At 40.5% G+C, this 21,608-nt stretch carries 18 protein-coding genes; all 18 read left to right on the top strand.

Annotated elements, in window-relative coordinates:
• The first annotated feature begins 60 nt into the window (after nt 1-60).
• The 18 genes from DV702_RS02745 to DV702_RS02830 all read left to right on the top strand — a co-directional run bounded on the left by DV702_RS02745 (nt 61) and on the right by DV702_RS02830 (nt 21,592).
• Nucleotides 61-852 (top strand): undecaprenyl pyrophosphate synthase, encoded by a 792-nt coding sequence (locus DV702_RS02745; RefSeq protein WP_114923352.1) that lies wholly within the window; start codon nt 61-63, stop codon nt 850-852.
• Nucleotides 849-1,643, top strand: coding sequence for a phosphatidate cytidylyltransferase (locus DV702_RS02750; RefSeq protein WP_114923353.1), 795 nt, complete (start codon nt 849-851; stop codon nt 1,641-1,643). Before DV702_RS02745 ends, DV702_RS02750 begins: the two co-directional genes overlap by 4 nt.
• A gap of 19 nt (nt 1,644-1,662) precedes the next feature.
• The gene (locus DV702_RS02755; RefSeq protein WP_114923354.1) at nt 1,663-2,817 is read left to right on the top strand and encodes a 1-deoxy-D-xylulose-5-phosphate reductoisomerase; all 1,155 of its coding nucleotides are present in this window, start codon (nt 1,663-1,665) and stop codon (nt 2,815-2,817) included.
• Between the two features lie 35 nt (nt 2,818-2,852).
• The gene (gene rseP / locus DV702_RS02760; RefSeq protein ID WP_114923355.1) at nt 2,853-4,112 is read left to right on the top strand and encodes an RIP metalloprotease RseP; all 1,260 of its coding nucleotides are present in this window, start codon (nt 2,853-2,855) and stop codon (nt 4,110-4,112) included.
• A gap of 18 nt (nt 4,113-4,130) precedes the next feature.
• Nucleotides 4,131-5,825, top strand: a complete 1,695-nt coding sequence (locus DV702_RS02765; protein ID WP_114923356.1) for a proline--tRNA ligase — start codon at nt 4,131-4,133, stop codon at nt 5,823-5,825.
• Between the two features lie 66 nt (nt 5,826-5,891).
• The gene (locus DV702_RS02770; protein WP_240315672.1) at nt 5,892-10,199 is read left to right on the top strand and encodes a PolC-type DNA polymerase III; all 4,308 of its coding nucleotides are present in this window, start codon (nt 5,892-5,894) and stop codon (nt 10,197-10,199) included.
• 139 nt (nt 10,200-10,338) lie between these two features.
• On the top strand, nt 10,339-10,809 hold the full coding sequence (gene rimP, locus DV702_RS02775) for a ribosome maturation factor RimP (RefSeq protein WP_114923358.1): 471 nt from the start codon (nt 10,339-10,341) through the stop codon (nt 10,807-10,809).
• A 57-nt stretch (nt 10,810-10,866) separates the two neighbouring features.
• Nucleotides 10,867-12,051, top strand: a complete 1,185-nt coding sequence (gene nusA, locus DV702_RS02780) for a transcription termination factor NusA (RefSeq protein WP_114923359.1) — start codon at nt 10,867-10,869, stop codon at nt 12,049-12,051.
• A 21-nt stretch (nt 12,052-12,072) separates the two neighbouring features.
• Nucleotides 12,073-12,351 carry an RNase P modulator RnpM gene (gene rnpM / locus DV702_RS02785; RefSeq protein WP_114923360.1) on the top strand — a complete coding sequence of 93 codons (279 nt, stop codon included), beginning with the start codon at nt 12,073-12,075 and terminating at the stop codon, nt 12,349-12,351.
• Nucleotides 12,348-12,686, top strand: coding sequence for a YlxQ family RNA-binding protein (locus tag DV702_RS02790; RefSeq protein ID WP_205407209.1), 339 nt, complete (start codon nt 12,348-12,350; stop codon nt 12,684-12,686). Before rnpM ends, DV702_RS02790 begins: the two co-directional genes overlap by 4 nt.
• Nucleotides 12,673-14,973 (top strand): translation initiation factor IF-2, encoded by a 2,301-nt coding sequence (gene infB, locus DV702_RS02795; protein ID WP_114923361.1) that lies wholly within the window; start codon nt 12,673-12,675, stop codon nt 14,971-14,973. The genes DV702_RS02790 and infB overlap by 14 nt, the downstream gene beginning before the upstream one ends.
• Complete coding sequence (locus DV702_RS02800; RefSeq protein WP_114923362.1) at nt 14,970-15,248, top strand: DUF503 domain-containing protein; 279 nt, start codon at nt 14,970-14,972, stop codon at nt 15,246-15,248. Before infB ends, DV702_RS02800 begins: the two co-directional genes overlap by 4 nt.
• 22 nt (nt 15,249-15,270) lie before the next feature.
• Nucleotides 15,271-15,621: a 30S ribosome-binding factor RbfA gene (gene rbfA / locus DV702_RS02805; protein ID WP_114923363.1), complete on the top strand. Its 351-nt coding sequence runs from the start codon at nt 15,271-15,273 to the stop codon at nt 15,619-15,621.
• Nucleotides 15,622-15,722: 101 nt separating this feature from the next.
• Nucleotides 15,723-16,634: a tRNA pseudouridine(55) synthase TruB gene (gene truB / locus DV702_RS02810; protein WP_114923364.1), complete on the top strand. Its 912-nt coding sequence runs from the start codon at nt 15,723-15,725 to the stop codon at nt 16,632-16,634.
• 12 nt (nt 16,635-16,646) lie between these two features.
• Nucleotides 16,647-17,585, top strand: a complete 939-nt coding sequence (gene ribF, locus DV702_RS02815) for a riboflavin biosynthesis protein RibF (RefSeq protein WP_114923365.1) — start codon at nt 16,647-16,649, stop codon at nt 17,583-17,585.
• Between the two features lie 134 nt (nt 17,586-17,719).
• On the top strand, nt 17,720-17,989 hold the full coding sequence (rpsO, locus tag DV702_RS02820; protein ID WP_114923366.1) for a 30S ribosomal protein S15: 270 nt from the start codon (nt 17,720-17,722) through the stop codon (nt 17,987-17,989).
• Nucleotides 17,990-18,134: 145 nt separating this feature from the next.
• Entirely contained in the window at nt 18,135-20,258 is a 2,124-nt protein-coding gene (gene pnp / locus DV702_RS02825; RefSeq protein ID WP_114923367.1) for a polyribonucleotide nucleotidyltransferase, read from the top strand.
• 77 nt (nt 20,259-20,335) lie between these two features.
• Nucleotides 20,336-21,592: a M16 family metallopeptidase gene (locus DV702_RS02830; protein ID WP_114923368.1), complete on the top strand. Its 1,257-nt coding sequence runs from the start codon at nt 20,336-20,338 to the stop codon at nt 21,590-21,592.
• The last annotated feature ends 16 nt before the right edge of the window (nt 21,593-21,608 follow it).

The following is a 21,608-nucleotide window of genomic DNA, read 5'->3' on the forward strand; positions in this document are numbered from 1 at the left end:
TATGCAATTTGGTAGGATAGGCTGTAGGAGTATCCGAAAAGAGCCAAGTGGGGGAACGCTATGCTTAGAAAACTAATGCGAAAAAAGACGGCAGATATTCAGTCATTACAGGAGCGGATTCATACCGTTAAACAAAGACAGATGCCTAACCATGTGGCAATTATCATGGATGGAAATGGAAGATGGGCGAAACAAAGAAAAATGCCGCGTATTGCTGGTCATCACGAAGGCATGAAAACTGTCCGTCAAGTGACCAATTTCGCAAATGATTTGGGTGTGAAAGCCCTCACCCTCTATGCATTTTCTACAGAAAATTGGAAACGACCTAAGATTGAGATCGACTTTTTGATGAATCTCCCTGGAGAGTTCCTCAATACATATTTACCTGAATTAATGGAAAAAGGCATTAAAGTTGAAATGATTGGAAATATGGATGCACTTCCAGCTCATACAAAAACCGCCATTACGAAAGCAATGGAAATAACAAAGAATAATACAGGCTTGATATTAAATTTCGCCATGAATTATGGTAGTAGATTAGAACTTGTTCATGTAATGAAAGAACTTGCCCGAGAAGTGGAAAGTGGAAATATGGAAATAGAGGCAATCGATGAAAATGTCATCAATTCCAAACTTATGACAGCACATTTACCAGAACCTGATCTACTAATACGCACAAGTGGGGAAGTTCGTCTTTCTAATTTCATGTTATGGCAACTGGCTTACGCAGAGTTTATCTTTACGGAAGTGCTATGGCCGGATTATAACGAAGAATGTTTTTTACAAGCGATTGAAGATTTTCAAAATCGGGATCGTCGCTTTGGAAGTTTGGAAGGAGATCGGAAAGGATGAAGCAAAGAATTATTACAGCCATCGTAGCACTTGCACTTTTCGTTCCGCTTATCGTGATGGGCGGCTTGCCTTTCATCATTGCGATCTTTGCAATTGCTACTATTGGTTTATACGAGCTATTACGCATGAGGAATATGTCTATTTTCACAGTCGGCGGATTCTTATCATGGTGTATGTTAGTAGTTATACTATTACCTTCTCAATGGACTCAACAAGTAGAGAGTTCGCTTCGTTTAGAAAAGTTAGAACTGCTATATGTATTAATTTTGTTATTGTTAATATATACAGTAGTAGTAAAAAATAGATCGACATTTGAAGATATTGCATTTTCAGCAATGTGTGCTTTGTATGTCGGAATTGGTTTTTATTATTTAATCGAAACGCGTTTATTCGGTTTAGAATATATAGGATATGCGTTACTAATTATTTGGTCAACAGATTCAGGGGCTTATTTCGTAGGACGAAAACTAGGCAAGCGTAAACTATGGCCAGAGATTTCGCCGAATAAGACAATTGAAGGATTTGTTGGAGGCATTGTTTGTGCTGTTGTCTTGAGTTTAGTTTATAACATGTTTTATCCAATCGCGAATTCGTATATGATGTTTATCATTATAACAGTCGTAGCGTCTATCGTTGGACAAATGGGTGACTTGGTGGAATCTGCTTTGAAACGGTATTATAATGTTAAAGATTCGGGTACACTGTTGCCTGGACATGGTGGTATTATGGATCGCTTTGATAGCCTACTTTTCGTTTTGCCACTACTTCATTTTGTTCAATTCGTAGGATAACGGAGAGGAAGTTACACATATGAAGAAAATTAATTTGCTGGGTGCAACAGGCTCTATCGGCACACAGACTTTAGATATTATTGCATCGCATCCGGAACGATTTACGTTGACAGCGATGTCGGTTGGGAGAAACATTCAAAAAGCGAGTGAAATTATTACACAGTTTCAGCCAGAGTTAGTATCTGTTGTAGACAAAACAGATGCAGAACGTTTACAAAAGGAATTCCCTAGCGTTACAGTCGTACATGGAGATGAAGGACTCATTGAAGCGGCTGTTGGAAAAGAAGCGGATATACTTCTCAATTCAGTAATCGGTAGTGTCGGCTTAAGCCCTACGCTAGCAGCGATTGAAGCGGGTATGACGATTGCCATTGCTAATAAGGAGACGCTAGTGGCCGCTGGCGATTTGGTTGTTCAAGCAGCAACACGCAATCAAGTTCCGTTATTACCTGTAGATAGTGAGCATTCTGCCTTGTTTCAAGCATTGAATGGTGAAAACCCAAAACGAATTACACAGCTAATACTGACTGCTTCTGGAGGTAGTTTTAGAGACTATACACGTGATCAGTTACAACACGTCACAGTAGAGCAAGCTCTTGCACATCCGAATTGGTCCATGGGTAATAAATTGACGATCGATTCCGCGACAATGATGAACAAAGGATTGGAAGTTATCGAAGCACATCATCTTTTTGCCATGCCATATGATAAAATTGAGTGCTTACTACATAAGGAAAGCATTATACACTCCATGGTAGAGTTCGAAGATACAAGTGTAATGGCACAGCTCGGTTCGCCGGATATGCGCGTACCTATTCAATATGCCCTAACATACCCTGACCGTATCCCTATGGCTAATGCAAAACGTCTGCGCTTAGATGAAATCGGAAAACTTCACTTTGAAAAAATGAATTACGAGAGATTTAAAGCGTTGGCCTTTGCATATGATGCAGGTAGGGAAGGAGGCACTTTGCCTACAGCGATGAACGCAGCAAATGAAGTAGCTGTTCAATTATTTATGGAAGGACGTATTTCATTTATACAAATTGAAGAAATCATCGAGCAAATGATGGATCAACATCAGACGATAAAGAACCCTGATTTAGAAGAGATTTTAGAGACAGATCGCATTACGCGAGAAAAAGTCTATGGTATAGTTAAGTATCAAGATTAATTCAGGCTATTAAAGCCTATGAAGGTGGTTACTGAATGGAAACCGTTATTGCGTTTATAGTGATATTCGGGACACTTGTAGCATTTCATGAGTTCGGACATTTCTTGTTTGCAAAAAAAGCAGGCATAATGGTTCGTGAATTTGCAATTGGTATGGGGCCTAAAATTTTAGCGATTCGAAAAGGTGAGACTCTCTATACTGTTCGTTTGTTACCGCTAGGCGGGTATGTACGGATGGCTGGAGAAGACTTTGACACCATCGAATTGCAACCAGGGTATCGTGTAGGCTTATTGTTAAATGCACAAGACGAAATAGAAAAAGTGTATCTAAATCGTAATGTTTCTAACCCGAATATTTTACATTTGGAAGTAGAAAAATCGGATTTAGATAAAGAGTTATATATTGAAGGTTACGACGAAGACGGTCAATTTGTACATTTGAAAATTGCTAGAACAGCGATGATTATTGAAAAAGGGCAAGAAACACTAATCGCTCCCTATGACCGTCAATTTGAGTCAAAATCATTAGCCAGCAGAGCAATGGCTATTTTTGCTGGGCCGCTATTTAACTTTATCTTAGCATTTTTTATTTTCTTAGCACTCGGTTTGTTAAACGGAGTACCGACTAATGAGCCAATCATTTCTGAAGTGAAGCCGAATATGCCTGCAGAAATGGCGGGAATGAAGAAAGATGATTTGATAACAGGTGTAGATGGTAAAACGATTGATACGTGGACTGAGTTTTCTGAAGCGATCCAAAAAAGTCCAGGAGTTCCAATGGCATTGGAAGTGGAAAGAAACGGCGAAAAAGTATCGCTCCAAGTAACTCCAGACACTATTAAAGATGCCGGGCAAGAATTTGGCCAAATTGGTGTCATCTACTCCAGCCCTTTAGAAAAAGGGATTATAAAATCATTTGTCTTCGGTGTTGAGCAAACGTACACAATGACGGTAAAAATTATTGAGTTACTGGGTATGCTTGTAACTGGTAAATTTACCATTGATGCGTTATCCGGACCAGTTGGTATTTATAAAGCAACTGAGGCGGTAGCGCAACATGGTATTTTCAATTTGATGAATTGGGCTGCTGTACTCAGTATCAATTTAGGAATCATGAACTTGTTGCCATTGCCGGCACTTGACGGTGGTAGATTATTATTTTTCCTATTTGAAGGTGTACGGGGTAAACCGGTCGATAAGCAAAAAGAAGGCATGGTGCATTTTGTTGGTATTATGTTACTGATGGTTTTGATGTTAGTTGTGACCTGGAATGACATTCAACGGTTTTTCTTCTAAAAGAGGTGGGAACATATCATGAAACAATCTAAAACGTTTATACCTACGATGCGGCAAACTCCTGCAGATGCAGAACTTCGATCGCATCAATTATTACTGCGAGCAGGCTGTATAAAGCAGACAGACTATGGAGTGTACACGTATTTAACGCTCGCTCAGAAAACGCTTCGTAAAATTCAAGAGATTGTTCGCCAAGAAATGGAAGCAATCGAATGTATAGAAATTTCCATGCCGACACTTCAATCTTCTAACGTTTGGAAAGAAGTAGGAAGAACAGGATCTTACGGTAAAGAACTATTTTTTCTAGAAGACCGTCATGCGAAAGAACTTGTTCTTAGTCCCAGTGATGAAGAACGAATGATTTCCTTATTGCGCGATGAAGTGAATTCATATAAAAGACTGCCGTTAACACTGTTTCAAATGAAAACGAAGTTTCGGGATGTTGAACGCCCGCGAAACGGTTTATTATACAGTCGTGAATTCATTATGAATGACGCATATTCTTTCCATGCTTCGGAAGAGAGTTTGGATGAAAAATATGAACAAATTATGCAGGCATTCACTAATATTTTAACGCGACTCGGTGTGCAGTCCCGCATGGTGATGGCTGATCGTGAGAAAGAAACCCATGAATTTATTGCTTTATCTTCCGCGGGCGAAGAAAAAATAGCACACAGTGATAGTTCATCATATGCAGCCACTATTGATTTGGCTGAAGTAAATATGAAATACGAGTTATCAGATGAAAAACCTCAACAGACGACAAAGGTAGCTACTCCTAATCAACGAACGGTGGAAGATGTAGCATCATTTCTTTCCGTAGAGCTAGATAAGATTATTAAGTCGTTGCTCTACATGATCGATGGAGAAAGCATAATGGTCATTTGTTGCGGCAATCATTATATTAATGAAAAGAAATTGCAACGTGCATTGCATGCAACTCAAGTAGAATTAGCAAGTGAACAGCAAGTGAAAGAATTACTCGGATGTTCAGTAGGTTCTGTCGGTCCTGTAAAGTTACCGGTAGGCGTGAAAGTGTATGCAGATCACGCGGTTATAGCGGTCGTCAATGGTGTTACAGGAGCAAATGAAGATGATTACCATTTAACAAATGTAAACCCGGAACGTGATTTTGCTATTGACGATTATCTTGATATTCGATATGTACAAGAAGGAGATGCGTCACCGGACGGTATTGGAACTATCCAATTCACTCAAGGTATCGGTATCGGCAAAATTTCCAAGCAAGGAACAGAATACAGCAAGCGGCTAAAAGGTATGTTCTTAAATGATCGCGGCAGAACACAGCCATTTATAATGGGCCGTTATGAACTGAGTATTTCGCGTTTACTGGCAGCGATTGCTGAACAGTATAATGATGACAGAGGATTGAAATGGCCAAAGCATTTAGCACCATTTGATATTCATTTAGTAGCCGTTAATTTGAAAGATGAAGTCCAACAGCAATTGGCTGATGAATTATACGCGGTGTTACAATCTTACCGGTACGATGTGTTATATGATGATCGTGCGGAAAGAGCAGGTGTGAAATTCGCAGACTCCGATTTAATAGGAATACCTGTACGAATTACAGTAGGCAAAAGAGCAGATGAAGGAATCGTTGAAGTGACATTCCGGCACAATGGAGATTCAACAGATTGGCAAAAAGAAGAGGTACTAGAAAAGTTACAATCCTTCTTTAGTGCAGAATAAAAACGAAGGGGAGTCCGTCAGTATCGGAACTTCCCTTCTTTTCGCGATAGAACGGAGGAATGCATAGTGGATGCCGCACAGAAGTTTTTAACATTACTGCAGCAGACTGGTCTGACAGATGATCAACTCATGCCATATTTTCGTAATGGTGAGTTGAATCGCGTAACGGTACAAAAAAAGTCTCGGGTATGGAAGTTCAATATTACGTTAGATGACGTGTTGCCGATCGAAGTATACCGCATTGTGCAGCAACGTGTGCATGGATCATTCGCAGCGATAGCGAATGTTCACCTGCAAATAGAAAGCCGCAATAAAACAACCGATGAACAATTGCTGATAGCGTATTGGCAAGATGTAGTAGAAGAATTGGCTGATATTTCACCGCCACTACGTCAATGTTTAGTTCAACAACAACCAAAATTGCACGGAGAAAAACTACTTATTACTTGTTCGAATGATTTAGAGTGTCAAACATTGAAAAATAAATATCTCGGACCACTCACGACAGCATATAAACAATTCGGGTTTCCTCAACTAGTGATGGATATATCGATTATTGAGAACCAACAAGCAGAAGAAGACCGTCAGAATTTCCTAACTCAAAAACAACTAGAAGAAGATCACTTATCAAAACAAGCGGGTATGCAATTAAAACAACGTGAATCGATGAAGAGTGAACAAGGGGAATCTGATAAGGCGTTAGTTCTTGGAACACCAATCAAACCAACAGAACCGATCGTACCAATACATGAAATTCAGGATGAAGAACGCCGCTTAGTCATTGAAGGTTTTGTATTTGATGCAGAAGTAAGAGAACTTCGCAGTGGACGCTCATTATTAACATTAAAGGTTACGGATTATACAGATTCTATTTTAGTGAAAATGTTTTCCAGAGACAATGAAGATGCAGAAATGATGAAATCCTTTAAAAAAGGAATGTGGGTACGTGCTAGGGGGGGTATCCAAAACGACACGTTCGTACGGGATTTAATTATGATGGCGCAAGACTTGGCTGTGATTGCTTCAGTTGAGCGGATTGATAAAGCACCCGAAGGACGAAAGCGAGTAGAATTACATGCACATACATCTATGAGTCAAATGGATGCGGTCGTTTCAGCACAGGCGTTGGTAGCCCAAGCTGCGAAATGGGGGCATCCTGCGATTGCCATTACAGATCACGCCAACGTACAGTCTTTTCCAGAGGCATATAACGCGGGAAAGAAACACGGTATTAAAGTGTTGTTCGGTTTGGAAGCTAATCTAGTAGATGATGGTGTGCCGATTGTATATGAGGAACAGCACAGATTACTGGAAACTGATACGTATGTTGTGTTTGACGTCGAGACTACTGGGTTATCTGCGGTGTATGACACGATTATTGAGTTAGCTGCAGTACGCGTTCGTGGTGGTGAGATTTTAGATCGTTTTGAACGCTTCGCTAATCCACATCATCCTTTATCTTCGGTTACGACCAATTTGACAGGGATCACAGATGATATGGTGAAAGATGCACCGGAAGTTTCTGAAGTAATGGAAGACTTTATAGAGTTTATAGGCGATGCGGTGTTAATTGCGCATAATGCTTCGTTTGATATGGGCTTTTTCTATGCTTCTTGTAAACGTGCTAAAATTGACGTAGCGGCTTATCCGGTTATTGATACATTAGAACTTTCGCGTTTTCTTTATCCCGAACTTCGAAACCACCGTTTGAATACGCTAGCGAAAAAATTCGATATAGAACTTACCCAACATCACCGGGCGATCTACGATACAGAAGCAACTGCGTATCTTTTCTTACGTTTACTGGCGGATGCCCAAGAAAAAGGCATCGAATGGTTAGATGATCTTAACAAAAATATTGGTGAAGGTGATGCGTACAAACGATCACGGCCGTCACATTGCACATTACTCGTTACAGACAATGAAGGTTTGAAAAATCTATTCAAATTAGTGTCTATCTCTCATATGGACTTTTTCTACAGGGTACCACGAATTCCGCGATCTTTACTCATGAAATATCGCAAAGGGATTTTGATTGGGTCGGGCTGCGATAAAGGTGAAGTTTTTGAAGGGCTTATGCAAAAGCCGATGGAGGAAGTGGAAGAAATCGCGAGCTTCTATGATTATTTAGAACTCCATCCAAAACCTGTGTATTCACACTTACTGGAACTCGATCTAATTCGAGATGAATGGAATTTGGAAGACATCATGAGAAAAATGCTGAAGCTTGGTAAGAAGACAGGATTACCGGTTTGTGCGACTGGTAATGTCCATTACTTAGATGAAACAGATGCTACTTATCGAAAAGTACTCGTACGTTCGCAAGGCGGAGCGAATCCGATGAATCGTCATTCGTTGCCGGAGGTTCATTTTAGGACGACAGATGAAATGTTGAAAGAGTTTGCATTTTTAGGTGAAGAGGTAGCAAAAGAAATTGTGATAGATAATCCACTGAAAATTATGGAACGAGTCGGAGACGTGAAACCGATCAAGGACGATTTATACACACCTAAAATTGAAGGTGCAGATGAGGAAGTACGTGAATTAACGTATTCGATGGCGCATCATATTTATGGAGATACGTTGCCTGAAATTATTGAAGCACGTATTGAAAAAGAATTGACATCAATTATTGACAATGGATTCGCTGTTATTTATTTAATTTCCCATAAACTTGTTAAAAAATCGCTTGATGAAGGATATTTGGTAGGTTCGCGTGGATCGGTAGGTTCTTCATTTGTTGCAACGATGATGGAAATTACTGAAGTAAATCCGATGCCGCCTCATTACGTCTGTCCTTCTTGTAAAACCTATGAATTCTTCGATGATGGATCTGTAGGTTCAGGCTATGATTTGCCGGATAAAGCCTGTCCAAACTGTGCGACAATGTTTAAAAAAGACGGGCAGGACATTCCGTTTGAAACCTTCTTAGGTTTTGCTGGAGATAAAGTACCCGACATCGATTTGAACTTTAGTGGAGAATATCAAGCGCATGCGCATAATTATACAAAAGAGTTATTCGGTGAAGATTATGTGTACCGGGCAGGAACGATCGGAACAGTTGCTGAAAAAACAGCATACGGTTATGTAAGAGGGTATATGAATGATAATGATATTCAAATGCGCGGAGCTGAGATTGATCGGCTAGTACAAGGATGTTCCGGCGTCAAAAGGAATACAGGACAGCACCCCGGGGGAATTATCGTGGTCCCTGATACGATGGATATTTTCGATTTCACACCGATTCAATTTCCAGCAGATGATATTGAGTCCAGCTGGCGCACCACTCATTTTGATTTTCACTCTATTGATAATAACTTATTGAAGTTGGATATTCTCGGACATGATGATCCGACAATGATTAAAATGTTAGAAGATCTATCAGGGATTGATGCGAAAACGATTCCGCCAGACGATCCTGGAGTTATGGCATTATTCAGTGGAACGGAATCATTAGGTGTTACGGAAAAACAAATTGATTGCAAAACAGGAACATTAGGTGTACCAGAGTTCGGTACACGTTTTGTTCGACAAATGCTTGAAGAAACAAAGCCATCCACATTCTCAGAATTAATACAGATTTCGGGTTTGTCACACGGCACCGACGTTTGGCTCGGCAACGCGCAGGAGCTAATCCAAAACAAAACATGTCAACTATCTGAAGTTATCGGCTGTCGTGATGATATAATGGTGTACTTGATCTATCAAGGGTTAGAACCTTCATTGGCGTTTAAGATCATGGAATCGGTCCGTAAAGGGAAAGGATTAACGCCAGAGTTTGAAGCAGAAATGAAAGCGAATAAAGTACCTGCGTGGTATATAAGCTCTTGTAAGAAAATCAAGTATATGTTCCCGAAAGCTCACGCTGCCGCTTATGTATTGATGGCGCTTCGTATTGCTTATTTCAAAGTTCATCATCCAATTATGTACTATGCAACTTACTTCACAGTACGTGCGACGGATTTTGACTTAATGACAATGGCTAAAGGTTCCGCATCCATTCGTGCGAAGGTTAAAGAAATCAATGATAAAGGATTAGACGCTCCACCGAAAGAGAAGAACTTAGTCGTCGTATTGGAAATTGCGCTTGAAATGGTAGAGCGTGGATTCACATTTGCGAAACCGGATTTGTATAAGTCTGACGCGACACGATTCATTATTGAAGACAATCAGCTAATACCACCGTTCAATGCAGTTCCTTCATTAGGAACGAATGTGGCGAAGACAATAGTGGAAGCTCGAAAAGATGGAGAGTTTTTATCGAAAGAGGACTTTCAAAAGAGAGGCCGTGTATCGAAGACAATTGTTGAGTATTTAGATAATTTTGGTTGCTTGGAAGGAATGCCTGATGCCAATCAATTATCCTTGTTCTAATAGTGTTTAACGGTTGCATCATTTGCAATGTAAAAGGCCATGTGATACGATTGAAACAACTTTTGCTATACGTCTTGCGGAAAAGAGTGGGGCTCCCCGCTCTTTTCTGTTGTTATTTTGAATTTCGGGAGGGATATCATTGAGTAAAATTACAGAGGAAGTCGAAAAGTTAGCAAGTCCAATTGTTGAAGAATTAGGACTTGAACTAGTTGACGTGGAGTTCTTAAAAGAAGGTCGTGATTGGTTTTTACGTATTTATATCGACACGCCTGAAGGAGCCATTGATATTGATCAATGTGCAGCTGTAAGTGAGAAGCTAAGTGAGGAACTAGACCGTGTAGACCCAATCACACAAAATTACTTCCTTGAAGTGTCTTCTCCCGGAGCGGAAAGACCATTGAAAAAAGATGAAGATTTTGAAAAAGCAGTAGGCCAATACGTGTTCATCAAGACCTATGAACCGATTGATGGACTAAAAGAGTTTGAAGGATATTTACTCGGCTATGGTCCGGTCTTTGCAAAAGTGGAAATACGTATTAAGACTAGAAAAGTGTTAGTAGAAATTGATAAAACAAAAATTGCATTTGCTCGTCTTGCTATTGACTTTTAATAAAAGGAATGGCAACCGAACTATGCACAATGATAATAGAATGTGGGAGTGATGAACATGAGTAGTGATCTACTCGAAGCCCTGACAGCTCTTGAACAGCAAAAAGGCATTTCAAGAGATGTATTAGTGGACGCAATTGAGGCAGCACTAGTAACAGCATATAAACGAAACTTTAACCAAGCACAAAACGTTCGAGTGGATTTGAATTTAGATAAAGGTACGATGAAAGTCTATTCAAGAAAAGATGTCGTGGAAGAAGTAGAAGACGATCGTCTGCAAATTTCACTCGAAGATGCACAAATGATTAACCCTGTCTATGAGCTTGCTGATGTCGTAGAAGAAGAAGTGACACCACGCGATTTTGGACGTATTGCAGCACAAACAGCGAAACAAGTCGTTACACAACGTGTTCGTGAAGCGGAACGCGGACTTATATATGAAGAGTATATCGATCGTGAAGAAGATATAGTCAATGGAATTGTTGAGCGAATGGATGCTAAAAACTTATTCGTAGGATTAGGAAAAGTAGAAGCAGTTTTACCGTCTAGCGAGCAAATTCTAACAGAAACGTATGCACCTCACGATCGTATTAAAGTGTATATAACAAAGGTGGAAAGAACGGCTAGAGGACCTCAAGTATTTGTTTCTAGAACACATCCCGGTTTATTACGCCGTTTATTCGAACTAGAAGTGCCGGAGATTTACGACGGTACTGTGGAGATTAAATCGATTGCAAGAGAGGCAGGAGACCGTTCGAAAATTTCCGTTCATACAACGAACGAAGAAGTAGACCCGGTTGGTTCTTGTGTCGGCTCACGCGGCGCACGAGTTCAGTCGATATCAAACGAATTGAACGGTGAGAAAGTAGACATCGTGGAATGGTCTGAAGACCCAGTCGTATTTGTTGCGAATGCTTTAAGTCCTTCAAAAGTTATCGACGTGCAAGTAGATGAAGAAGAACGTTCTACTACAGTAGTCGTACCTGATTATCAGTTGTCACTAGCTATCGGTAAAAGAGGGCAAAATGCAAGACTGGCTGCTAAATTAACTGGCTGGAAAATTGATATCAAGAGTGAAACTGATGCAAGAGAATTAGGAATCTATCCACGCGCTGAAGAAACTTTGAATGAAGAAGCGTCTGAAGAGGAAGACTACTTAGAAGCTTACGAGTATGAAGGTGAAACGCCAAGTGAACAGGCGGAAGATATTGATTTATACGCAGATGTAGACGAAGAAGATTGATTTGGAAAGGATTGCATGCTGATGTCGAACAATCGGAAAATCCCTTTGCGTAAATGTGCAGCTACAGGTGATATGCTCCCTAAGAAAGAAATGATTCGAATCGTTCGCACAAAAGAAGGAGAAGTATCTGTAGACTTGACAGGTAAAAAATCAGGTCGCGGTACATACGTTTCAAAGACGGAAGAAGCGGTAGAAAAAGCGCGCAAGCAACGCTCAATTGAAAATCAGCTTGGTGTAAAGATTCCAGAGCAAGTGTATGAGGATCTTTTGCATACGATACGTCGAGAGGCGATAAAATGATGGATCCTTCGAAGATTTATCAACTGCTTGGATTAGCAGCCCGTGCGCGAATGATCGTTACGGGAGAAGACTTAGTCGTATCAGAAGTGCGATCAGGCAAAGCGGAGTTAGTCATTCTATCAGCTGACGCATCCGCGAATACGATGAAAAAATTAACGAATAAATGTAAGACTTACGACGTTGAGAAGCATGTATTTGGGAGTCGTGAAGACCTTGGGCATGCAATTGGTAAAGAAGCACGAGTGGTCTTGGCGCTAACGGATAAAGGATTTGCCAAAAAATTATCCGAGCTCCTCAACGAATATAACCGGGGGTGGGCTAATGACGAAAATTAAAGTACATGAATATGCCAGATCAATAGGCAAGACGAGTAGAGATATCGCAGATGAATTAAGCAAAAGCAATATTATCATAAAGAGTCATATGGAAGAGTTGGATCCAGTTTCTATTGCGAAGTTAGATGAGAAATTCGGTTCTCTGAAAAAGACACAACCAAAACCTGCAACTAACAAACCAACAAATCAGCGGACAGACCGTTCAAACAGTACTAATAAACCTACCGCTAAGTCGCAATCTAGTGGACAGTCAGCACAAGGAACTAATCGTCCAGCAAATAGTCAAGGCGGAGCTAATCGCCCGGCTTCAAGCAATACCAACCGTCCACAAGGGCAAGGCTCTAACCAATCTAGACCTGCAAATCAACAGCCGAGACAAGGTCAAGGCGCGCGTCCAGCAGGTGGCGGAGGTCGTCCTGGCGGCGGCCGCGGTGGAAGACCACCAGCTCGCGGAATTAACCAAGGACGTCGTAAATATCGTCCGGCAGTTCCAGCACAAAAGATTGAAAAACCACTACCGGAAAAAATTACATTTTACGAATCACTATCGGTTGGTGAACTAGCGCAAAAATTAGGTAAAGAACCGTCCGAAATCATCAAAAAGCTATTCATGCTTGGTGTAATGGCAACGATTAACCAAGAGTTGGATAAAGATGCGATTGAGCTAATCTGTGCAGATTATGGTGTAGATGTAGAAGAAGAAGTAAGAATTGACGTTACAGATTTAGAAATCTACTTTGACGATCCAGAAGAGGAAGAAGAAGAAACTCCAGGGATCCTTGAAGAAAGACCACCAGTTGTTACGATTATGGGTCACGTAGATCACGGGAAAACAACTTTACTTGACTCTATTCGTGATACAAAAGTTACGCAAGGTGAGGCTGGAGGAATTACGCAACATATCGGTGCGTACCAAATTAAAGTAAATGATAAAAAGATCACGTTTTTAGATACACCGGGCCACGAAGCTTTCACGACGATGAGAGCACGCGGAGCGAAAGTAACGGATTTAACAATATTAGTAGTAGCAGCAGATGACGGTGTTATGCCGCAAACAGTAGAAGCGATTAATCATGCGAAAGCAGCAGAAGTCCCTATTATCGTTGCTGTTAATAAGATGGATAAACCATCCGCTAACCCAGACCGTGTGATGCAGGAGTTAACAGAACATGGCTTAGTATCAGAAGATTGGGGTGGAGATACAATCTTCGTACCAATTTCTGCACTTAAAGGTGAAGGAATTGACCAACTTCTTGAAATGGTTCTTCTTGTAGCTGAAGTCGGCGAGTTTACAGCTGATAAATCTATCAGAGCAAGAGGTACTGTAATCGAAGCTCAACTCGACAAAGGGAAAGGTTCTGTCGCTACATTGCTCGTACAAAATGGTACATTGCACGTAGGAGATCCTATTGTGGTAGGTAATACGTACGGTCGTGTTCGTGCAATGGTCAGCGATCTAGGTCGACGAGTAAAAGAGGCAGGTTCATCCACGCCGGTAGAAATCACTGGATTGAGTGATGTACCACAAGCAGGCGATCGTTTTGTTGTATTTAAGGACGAGAAGACTGCGCGTCAAATCGGTGAGTCCCGTGCCGGGGAAGCTCTTCAGGAACAACGTGTTGAAAAAACACGTGTGACATTAGATAACTTATTTGATCAAATGAAGCAAGGCGAAATGAAAGAATTGAACTTGATCGTCAAAGCGGACGTTCAAGGAGCAGTAGAAGCGATGGCATCTTCTCTTATGAAGATTGAAGTAGAAGGCGTTAACGTGAAAATTATCCATACGGGTGCAGGTGCGATTAACGAATCAGATATTTCATTGGCAGCAGCTTCAAATGCAATTGTTATAGGGTTTAATGTACGTCCTGATACAAATGCAAAACGTGCAGCAGAAGAGGAAGGCGTAGATATTCGTCTCCACCGTATTATTTATAAAGTGATTGAAGAGATTGAGTCAGCAATGAAAGGTTTACTGGATCCTGAATATGAGGAAAAAGTAATCGGTCAAGCTGAAGTCCGCGAAACATTTAAAGTGACAAAAGTAGGAACAATTGCAGGTAGTTATGTAATTGACGGTAAAATTACACGAGATTCTAGTGTCCGTGTCCTTCGTGATAATATTGTCGTATTTGAAGGCGAGCTTGATACGTTGAAGCGATTCAAAGACGATGCTAAAGAAGTGGCAAGAGGCTATGAATGTGGGATTATGATTAAAAAGTTCAATGATATCAAAGAGGGCGATATTATCGAAGCATATATCATGGAAGAAATTAAAAGAGTATGATCGTATACGCGGAATGCTCATTCTTTATACCGGCTGCGGCATCGCTTAAAGATAAGCGAGCTGTATTAAATCGTATGAAAGATCGAGTGAAAAATTCCTATAATGTTTCTGTTGCAGAAATAGATCATCAAGATCTTTGGCAAAGGACGACTTTTGCTTTAGTAGCTGTCGCATCGTCAAAAGATGCGGCAGAGCGGGAAGTTAGAAGAGCGATTCGCCTATTCGAATCAAATCCAGAATGGGAAATGACCGCGTGTACAGTTGACTACTTATGAGTATAGAACGAGGTGAATGTTCATGTCAGTGCGTGCAAATCGAGTTGCTGAGCAAATGAAAAAAGAATTGGGCGATATTATCGGTCAAAAGTTGAAAGATCCGCGTATAGGTTTTGTTACAGTAACAGGCGTAGACGTAACAGGAGACTTACAACAGGCTAAAGTGTTTATTTCGGTTCTAGGGACAGATAAAGAGCGCGAAGACACTTTGATTGGCTTATCAAAAGCTAGAGGGTTTATTCGGACTGAAATCGGTCAACGAATTCGTTTACGTAAAACACCAGAAATAGAATTTGAATTAGACGAATCGGTTGCTTATGGTAATCGTATCGAGAGCTTAATCCGTCAAGTGAATGATGAAGACGAGCTGTAAAACATGTGGAGGAAGTTCATTATCGCTTAAGCGTAATGACTTCCTCTATTCTTATAGTTGACATGTTTTCCAATGAACCTATGGAAAGAAGGGGCAACAAGATGAACGGCATATTACCTTTATGGAAAGAAAAAGGGATGACATCACATGATTGCGTCTTTAAACTTCGAAAGATTTTACGGACAAAAAAAGTAGGACATACCGGCACATTAGATCCTGAAGTAGAAGGTGTCTTACCTATCTGTATAGGAAAAGCGACAAAAGTGGCTTCTTATATAACAGATGCAGGAAAAGAGTATATTGCGACAGTATCGATCGGATGCTCTACCGAAACCGAAGATGCGCAAGGTGAGACAGTCGCAAGCGATAATTCGCAGAAAGAATTTTCAAGAACTCAAATAATAGAAGTACTACATAAGTTAACCGGTGAAATTACACAAATCCCCCCGATGTATTCAGCTGTTAAAGTAAATGGTAAACGCCTTTACGAATATGCCAGAAAAGGGATTGAAGTGGAACGTCCGAAAAGAATAGTGCAAATTGACGAAATAGAACTGTTAAATGATGAGGACACATTTACCGGGGAGCAAGTAACATTTACTATACGAGTACGGTGTGGAAAGGGTACGTATATTCGTACATTAGCTGTCCAAATTGGCGAGTTACTTGGCTATCCAGCTCATATGGAATCACTAGTACGCACTGCTTCAGGAAACTTCCGTCAAGAACAATGCAAAACACTGGCAGAAGTGTCGAAAGTAATGGAAGAGGAAAACATACAATCTATTTTATTGCCAATTGAACAAGTGTTAACAGAATTTCCTTTAGTAGAAATTAGTCCTACGGCATTAGATAGTATTCAAAATGGTCAAGTACTCCCTGCTCATCCATTATTGAGTACTCATCCGTCTATTCTAATGACATATGAAGAAAAAGTATTGGCAATATATCAAAATCATCCAACAAAAGCTGGGCTGATGAAGCCAGAAAAAATGTTATTGCCTAATGAGTAAGGAGAGATAGAAATGGAAATCTACAGATTACGTTACCCGGACCGAGTAGATATTGGAGAGAAGCACGACTATTCTTTAGCTATCGGTTTTTTTGATGGCATACATAAAGGACATCAAGAAGTGATTTGTTCTGCAAAAAAGACAGCGGAAAAATTAGCAATACAGACAGCTGTTATGACGTTTGATCCACATCCATCTCAGCTCTTTTCAGGCAAGAACATCGGCTATATCACTCCTTTTGAGGAAAAAGTCAGATTGTTGGAAGGTCTGCATGTAGATGCTTTATTCATCGTCAGTTTTGATTGGGCTTTGGCAAGTTTGTCTCCGCAACAGTTTATTGATATTTTCGTTAAAGGCTTACATGTTAAACATGTCACTGCAGGCTTTGATTTTACATTTGGAGCGAAAGGTGCAGGAACAATGGAGGATATGAATCGGTTATCGGAAGGATTATATGGAACGACTACTGTTTCCAAAGTAACATTCGATGAAAACGGTAAAACGTCTTCCACGAAGATTCGGCAGCTACTATCAGAAGGTAATGTAGAAGATGCTTCACGTTTATTAGGACGACCGTTCCGTACAGTAGGAGAAGTAGTTCACGGGGAAAAACGGGGACGTCAGCTTGGGTTTCCAACAGCTAATATTCAAACCGACGAAGAGCATATCGTCCCTGCGAATGGTGTCTACGCTGTGACCTGTTTAATCGATGGTACGTGGTATAACGGGGTCTGTAATATGGGAGTCAAACCTACCTTTCATAATCCAGAGCATCGTCAAGCTACAGCGGAAGTACATTTACTAGATGCTTCTATGGACTTGTACGGCAAGCATATAGCGATCGACTGGCTATATAGAATACGATCCGAAAAAAAGTTTGAATCATTGGATGCATTGAAAGAACAAATAGCGAAAGATAAACAAACGGCAATCGACTTATTAAATGAATAGAGTTGGTTGTTGCAACGAGCACCATGCCGTGATATGATAAAATAGTGTTCAATACACAAACCACTTCTTGGCACCACGATTCACCAACGTTTGCTCGGGAGATGGGGATACTTTTAATTTAGGAGGTGAAAAGGATGGCTATTACACAAGAGCGCAAAACTGAGCTTATCAATCAATTCAAAACTCATGAAAATGATACTGGATCTGCTGATGTTCAGATTGCTATCCTTACTGAAGAGATCAATAACTTGAACGGTCACTTACGTACACATAAGAAAGACCACCACTCACGTCGCGGTCTGTACAAAATGGTTGGTACACGTCGTCGTCTGTTAAGATATCTACGTGAAACTAACGTTCAACGTTACCGTGATCTTATTGCAACATTAGGCTTACGCCGTTAATAAGACTGAGAAGCGGGCATTGCCCGCTTTTTTCTATGGAATGAAGAGTGAAAAAATCGCATACATGTATCATATTTGGTACACTACTACTAATTACATACCATCAACAGGTAAAAACAGCTTTACAATAGAGAGGAGTTCTACAATGTCAGAACAGAAAAAAGTGTATACACTCGATTGGGCAGGACGTACGCTGACGATCGAAGCTGGACAACTTGCTAAGCAAGCAAATGGTGCTGTGCTCGTTCGTTACGGTGAAACAACAGTACTTTCTACGGTAACTGCTTCTAAGAAACCAAAACCTCTAGACTTTTTCCCACTAACAGTAAACTATGAAGAGCGTTTATACGCGGTTGGTAAAATTCCAGGTGGATTTATTAAACGTGAAGGCCGTCCTTCAGAAAAGGCTGTATTGACAAGTCGTTTAATCGACCGTCCGATTAGACCTTTATTTCCTGATGGTTTCCGAAATGACGTACAAGTAATTTCACTTGTCATGTCAGTAGACCAAGATTGTTCATCAGAAATCGCTGCTATGATTGGATCTTCACTGGCGCTATCTATTTCAGACATTCCGTTTGACGGACCTATTGCAGGTGTTCAAGTAGGTCGTATTGATGGTGAATTCATCGTCAATCCAACACCGGCACAACTTGAAAACTCTGAAATCGATTTAGTCGTTGCTGGAACGAAAGATGCAATCAACATGGTAGAAGCAGGAGCAAAAGAAGTTTCTGAGCATATTATGCTTGAAGCGATTATGTTCGGTCACGATGAGATTAAGAAATTAATTGAATTCCAAGAAAAAATCGCTCAAGAAATCGGTAAAGAGAAGTTCGAGATTGAATTATTCGAACTGGATGCTGAAATTAGCAAAGAAGTAAAAGATTTCTGTGAGAGTGATTTAATCGCTGCTATACAAACAGAAGAAAAACACGCGCGTGAAGATGCGATTAATGAAGTAAAAGCATCAGTACTTGAACGTTATAATGAACAAGAAGCTGACGAAGAAACGATTAAGCAAGTAAAAGCTGTTTTGGAACAAATGGTTAAAGATGAAGTTCGTCGATTAATTACGGTGGACAAAGTGCGTCCAGATGGCCGTGGATTAGATGAAATTCGTCCATTGTCTTCTGAAACAGGCTTATTGCAACGTGCACATGGCTCTTCACTGTTCACACGTGGACAAACACAAGTATTGAGTGTTTGTACGTTAGGAGCACTTGGTGAAGTCCAAATGATTGATGGATTAGGTTTAGATGAGTCTAAACGCTTTATGCATCACTACAACTTCCCGAACTTTAGTGTAGGTGAAACTGGACCGATCCGTGGACCAGGCCGTCGTGAAATCGGTCATGGGGCGCTTGGAGAACGTGCATTGCTTCCTGTCCTTCCTGATGAAGTTGAATTCCCTTATACAATGCGTCTAGTCGCAGAAGTATTAGAATCTAATGGTTCGTCTTCACAAGCATCTATCTGTGCTTCTACAATGGCTATGATGGACGCGGGTGTACCGATCAAGTCGCCGGTAGCAGGTATTGCAATGGGCTTGATCAAAAAAGATGAAGATTACTCAATTCTTTCAGATATTCAAGGAATGGAAGATCATTTAGGTGATATGGACTTTAAAGTAGCAGGTACTAGTAAAGGTATTACTGCACTTCAAATGGATATCAAAATCGATGGTCTTTCTCGTCAAATTTTAGAAGAATCATTAACACAAGCAAAAATTGGCCGCATTCATATTCTCAACCATATGATGACTACGATTTCTGAGACACGTGAAGAATTGTCTGAATATGCACCAAAGATTATTGTAATTCATATCAATCCAGATAAAATCCGCGACGTGATCGGGCCTGGTGGTAAAGTGATCAATAAAATCATTGAAGAAACACAAGTAAAAATCGATACAGAACAAGATGGTACGATTTATATCGCATCCCCGAATTCTGAAATGAACGCAAAAGCCAAGCAAATGATTGAAAATATCGTTCGTGAAGCGAAAGTTGGCGAATACTACCTGGCGAAAGTAAAGCGTATTGAAAAGTTCGGTGCGTTCTTAGAAATCTTCCCTGGGAAAGACGGTTTGCTTCATATTTCTGAAATTCAGGAAGCACGTACAAAAGAAGTAGAAGACGTGCTGAAACTTGGTGATGAATTATTCGTTAAGGTAATCGAAATTGATAGACAAGGACGAGTAAATCTTTCTAGAAAAGTCGTTATTTTAGAAGAAAAAGAAGCCAAAGAAAAAGCTAACAAAGAGTAAGAATCAAGTCAAAAGCCTCTTCCTGCACAAGTTGCGGCGAAGTAGGCTTTTTGCACTTTATTAAGGGAGAGAAGTCGATGATCGAGACATATACATGTTCTAACGGTGTACGCATAGTTCATGAAAAAATGCCGCATGTACAGTCGGTAGCTGTCGGTGTATGGGTACACGCAGGTTCTTCAAACGAAACAGCGGAGCAAGAAGGAATTGCTCATTTCATAGAGCATATGTTATTTAAAGGAACAGCCACGAGAACAGCGAGAATGATCGCTGAGCAATTTGATCAGATTGGCGGGGATTTAAATGCGTTCACATCAAAAGAAATGACTTGCTATTATACAACGGTTCTCAGTCATCATGCATCATACGCACTGACAATTTTATCTGATATGTTCTTTCATTCACAATTCAAAGAAGAAGAAATGGATAAAGAGAAATCTGTTATTTTAGATGAAATTTCATCTGTAGAAGATATGCCGGAAGAAGATGCAGATGAAAAACTTTGGTCTGCAATGTTCCCGGCAGATCCAATCGGGAAACCTGTTGGCGGACGTGCAGAGACGATTAAACGTTTCACAAAAGAAATGGTAGATGATTTTATGGCAAGTCATTATGGTCCGGAAAACCTTGTAATTTCGATTGCGGGGAATTATGATGAACGACTCATTAAATTGATCGAAGCTCATTTCGGATCATATAAAAGCAAACTTCCTATCAGTGTACAAGATGAAGTAATAGTGCCAGATTTCGCAGCTAAAAAAGTGATAAAAGCAAAAGAGATTGAGCAGGCGCATGTGTGCTTTGGTTATCCTTCTCTGCCTTCTACACACGATAAAATTTACGAACTTAGTTTGTTCGACAGTATTTTAGGCGGCACGATGTCTTCCAGGCTGTTCCAGGAAGTGCGGGAGAATAAAGGGTTAGCCTACTCTGTCTACACGTATTATGCAGCGTATGAGAAGGCTGGTGGCTTCGTCATCTATTGTGGTACGTCACCGGACAACTTTGAAGAGACGTATAAAACGATAGAACAAGTAATTGCGGAGTTGTTGCATGACGGAATTACGGATCACGAATTGCGAAATGCTAAAGAGCAACTAAAAGGAAGCTTCATTCTCGGATTAGAAACGTCCGAATCTAGAATGTATCGTAATGGGCGCAATGAATTAGTGTTGCGCAAACACGAAACGATCGAACATGTAGTCGAGCAAATTGAGAAAGTGGAAAAGCGTAGCGTCTATCGATTAGCTCAACAGATTTTGACGAGTGACCGTGCACTTTCGATTATTGCACCAAGAAAGAATACCCAACAATATAAAAAAATGCAGAACTAGTCGAGTTCTCCCTTTC

The organism is Sporosarcina sp. PTS2304 (assembly GCF_003351785.1).
Classification (GTDB): domain Bacteria; phylum Bacillota; class Bacilli; order Bacillales_A; family Planococcaceae; genus Sporosarcina.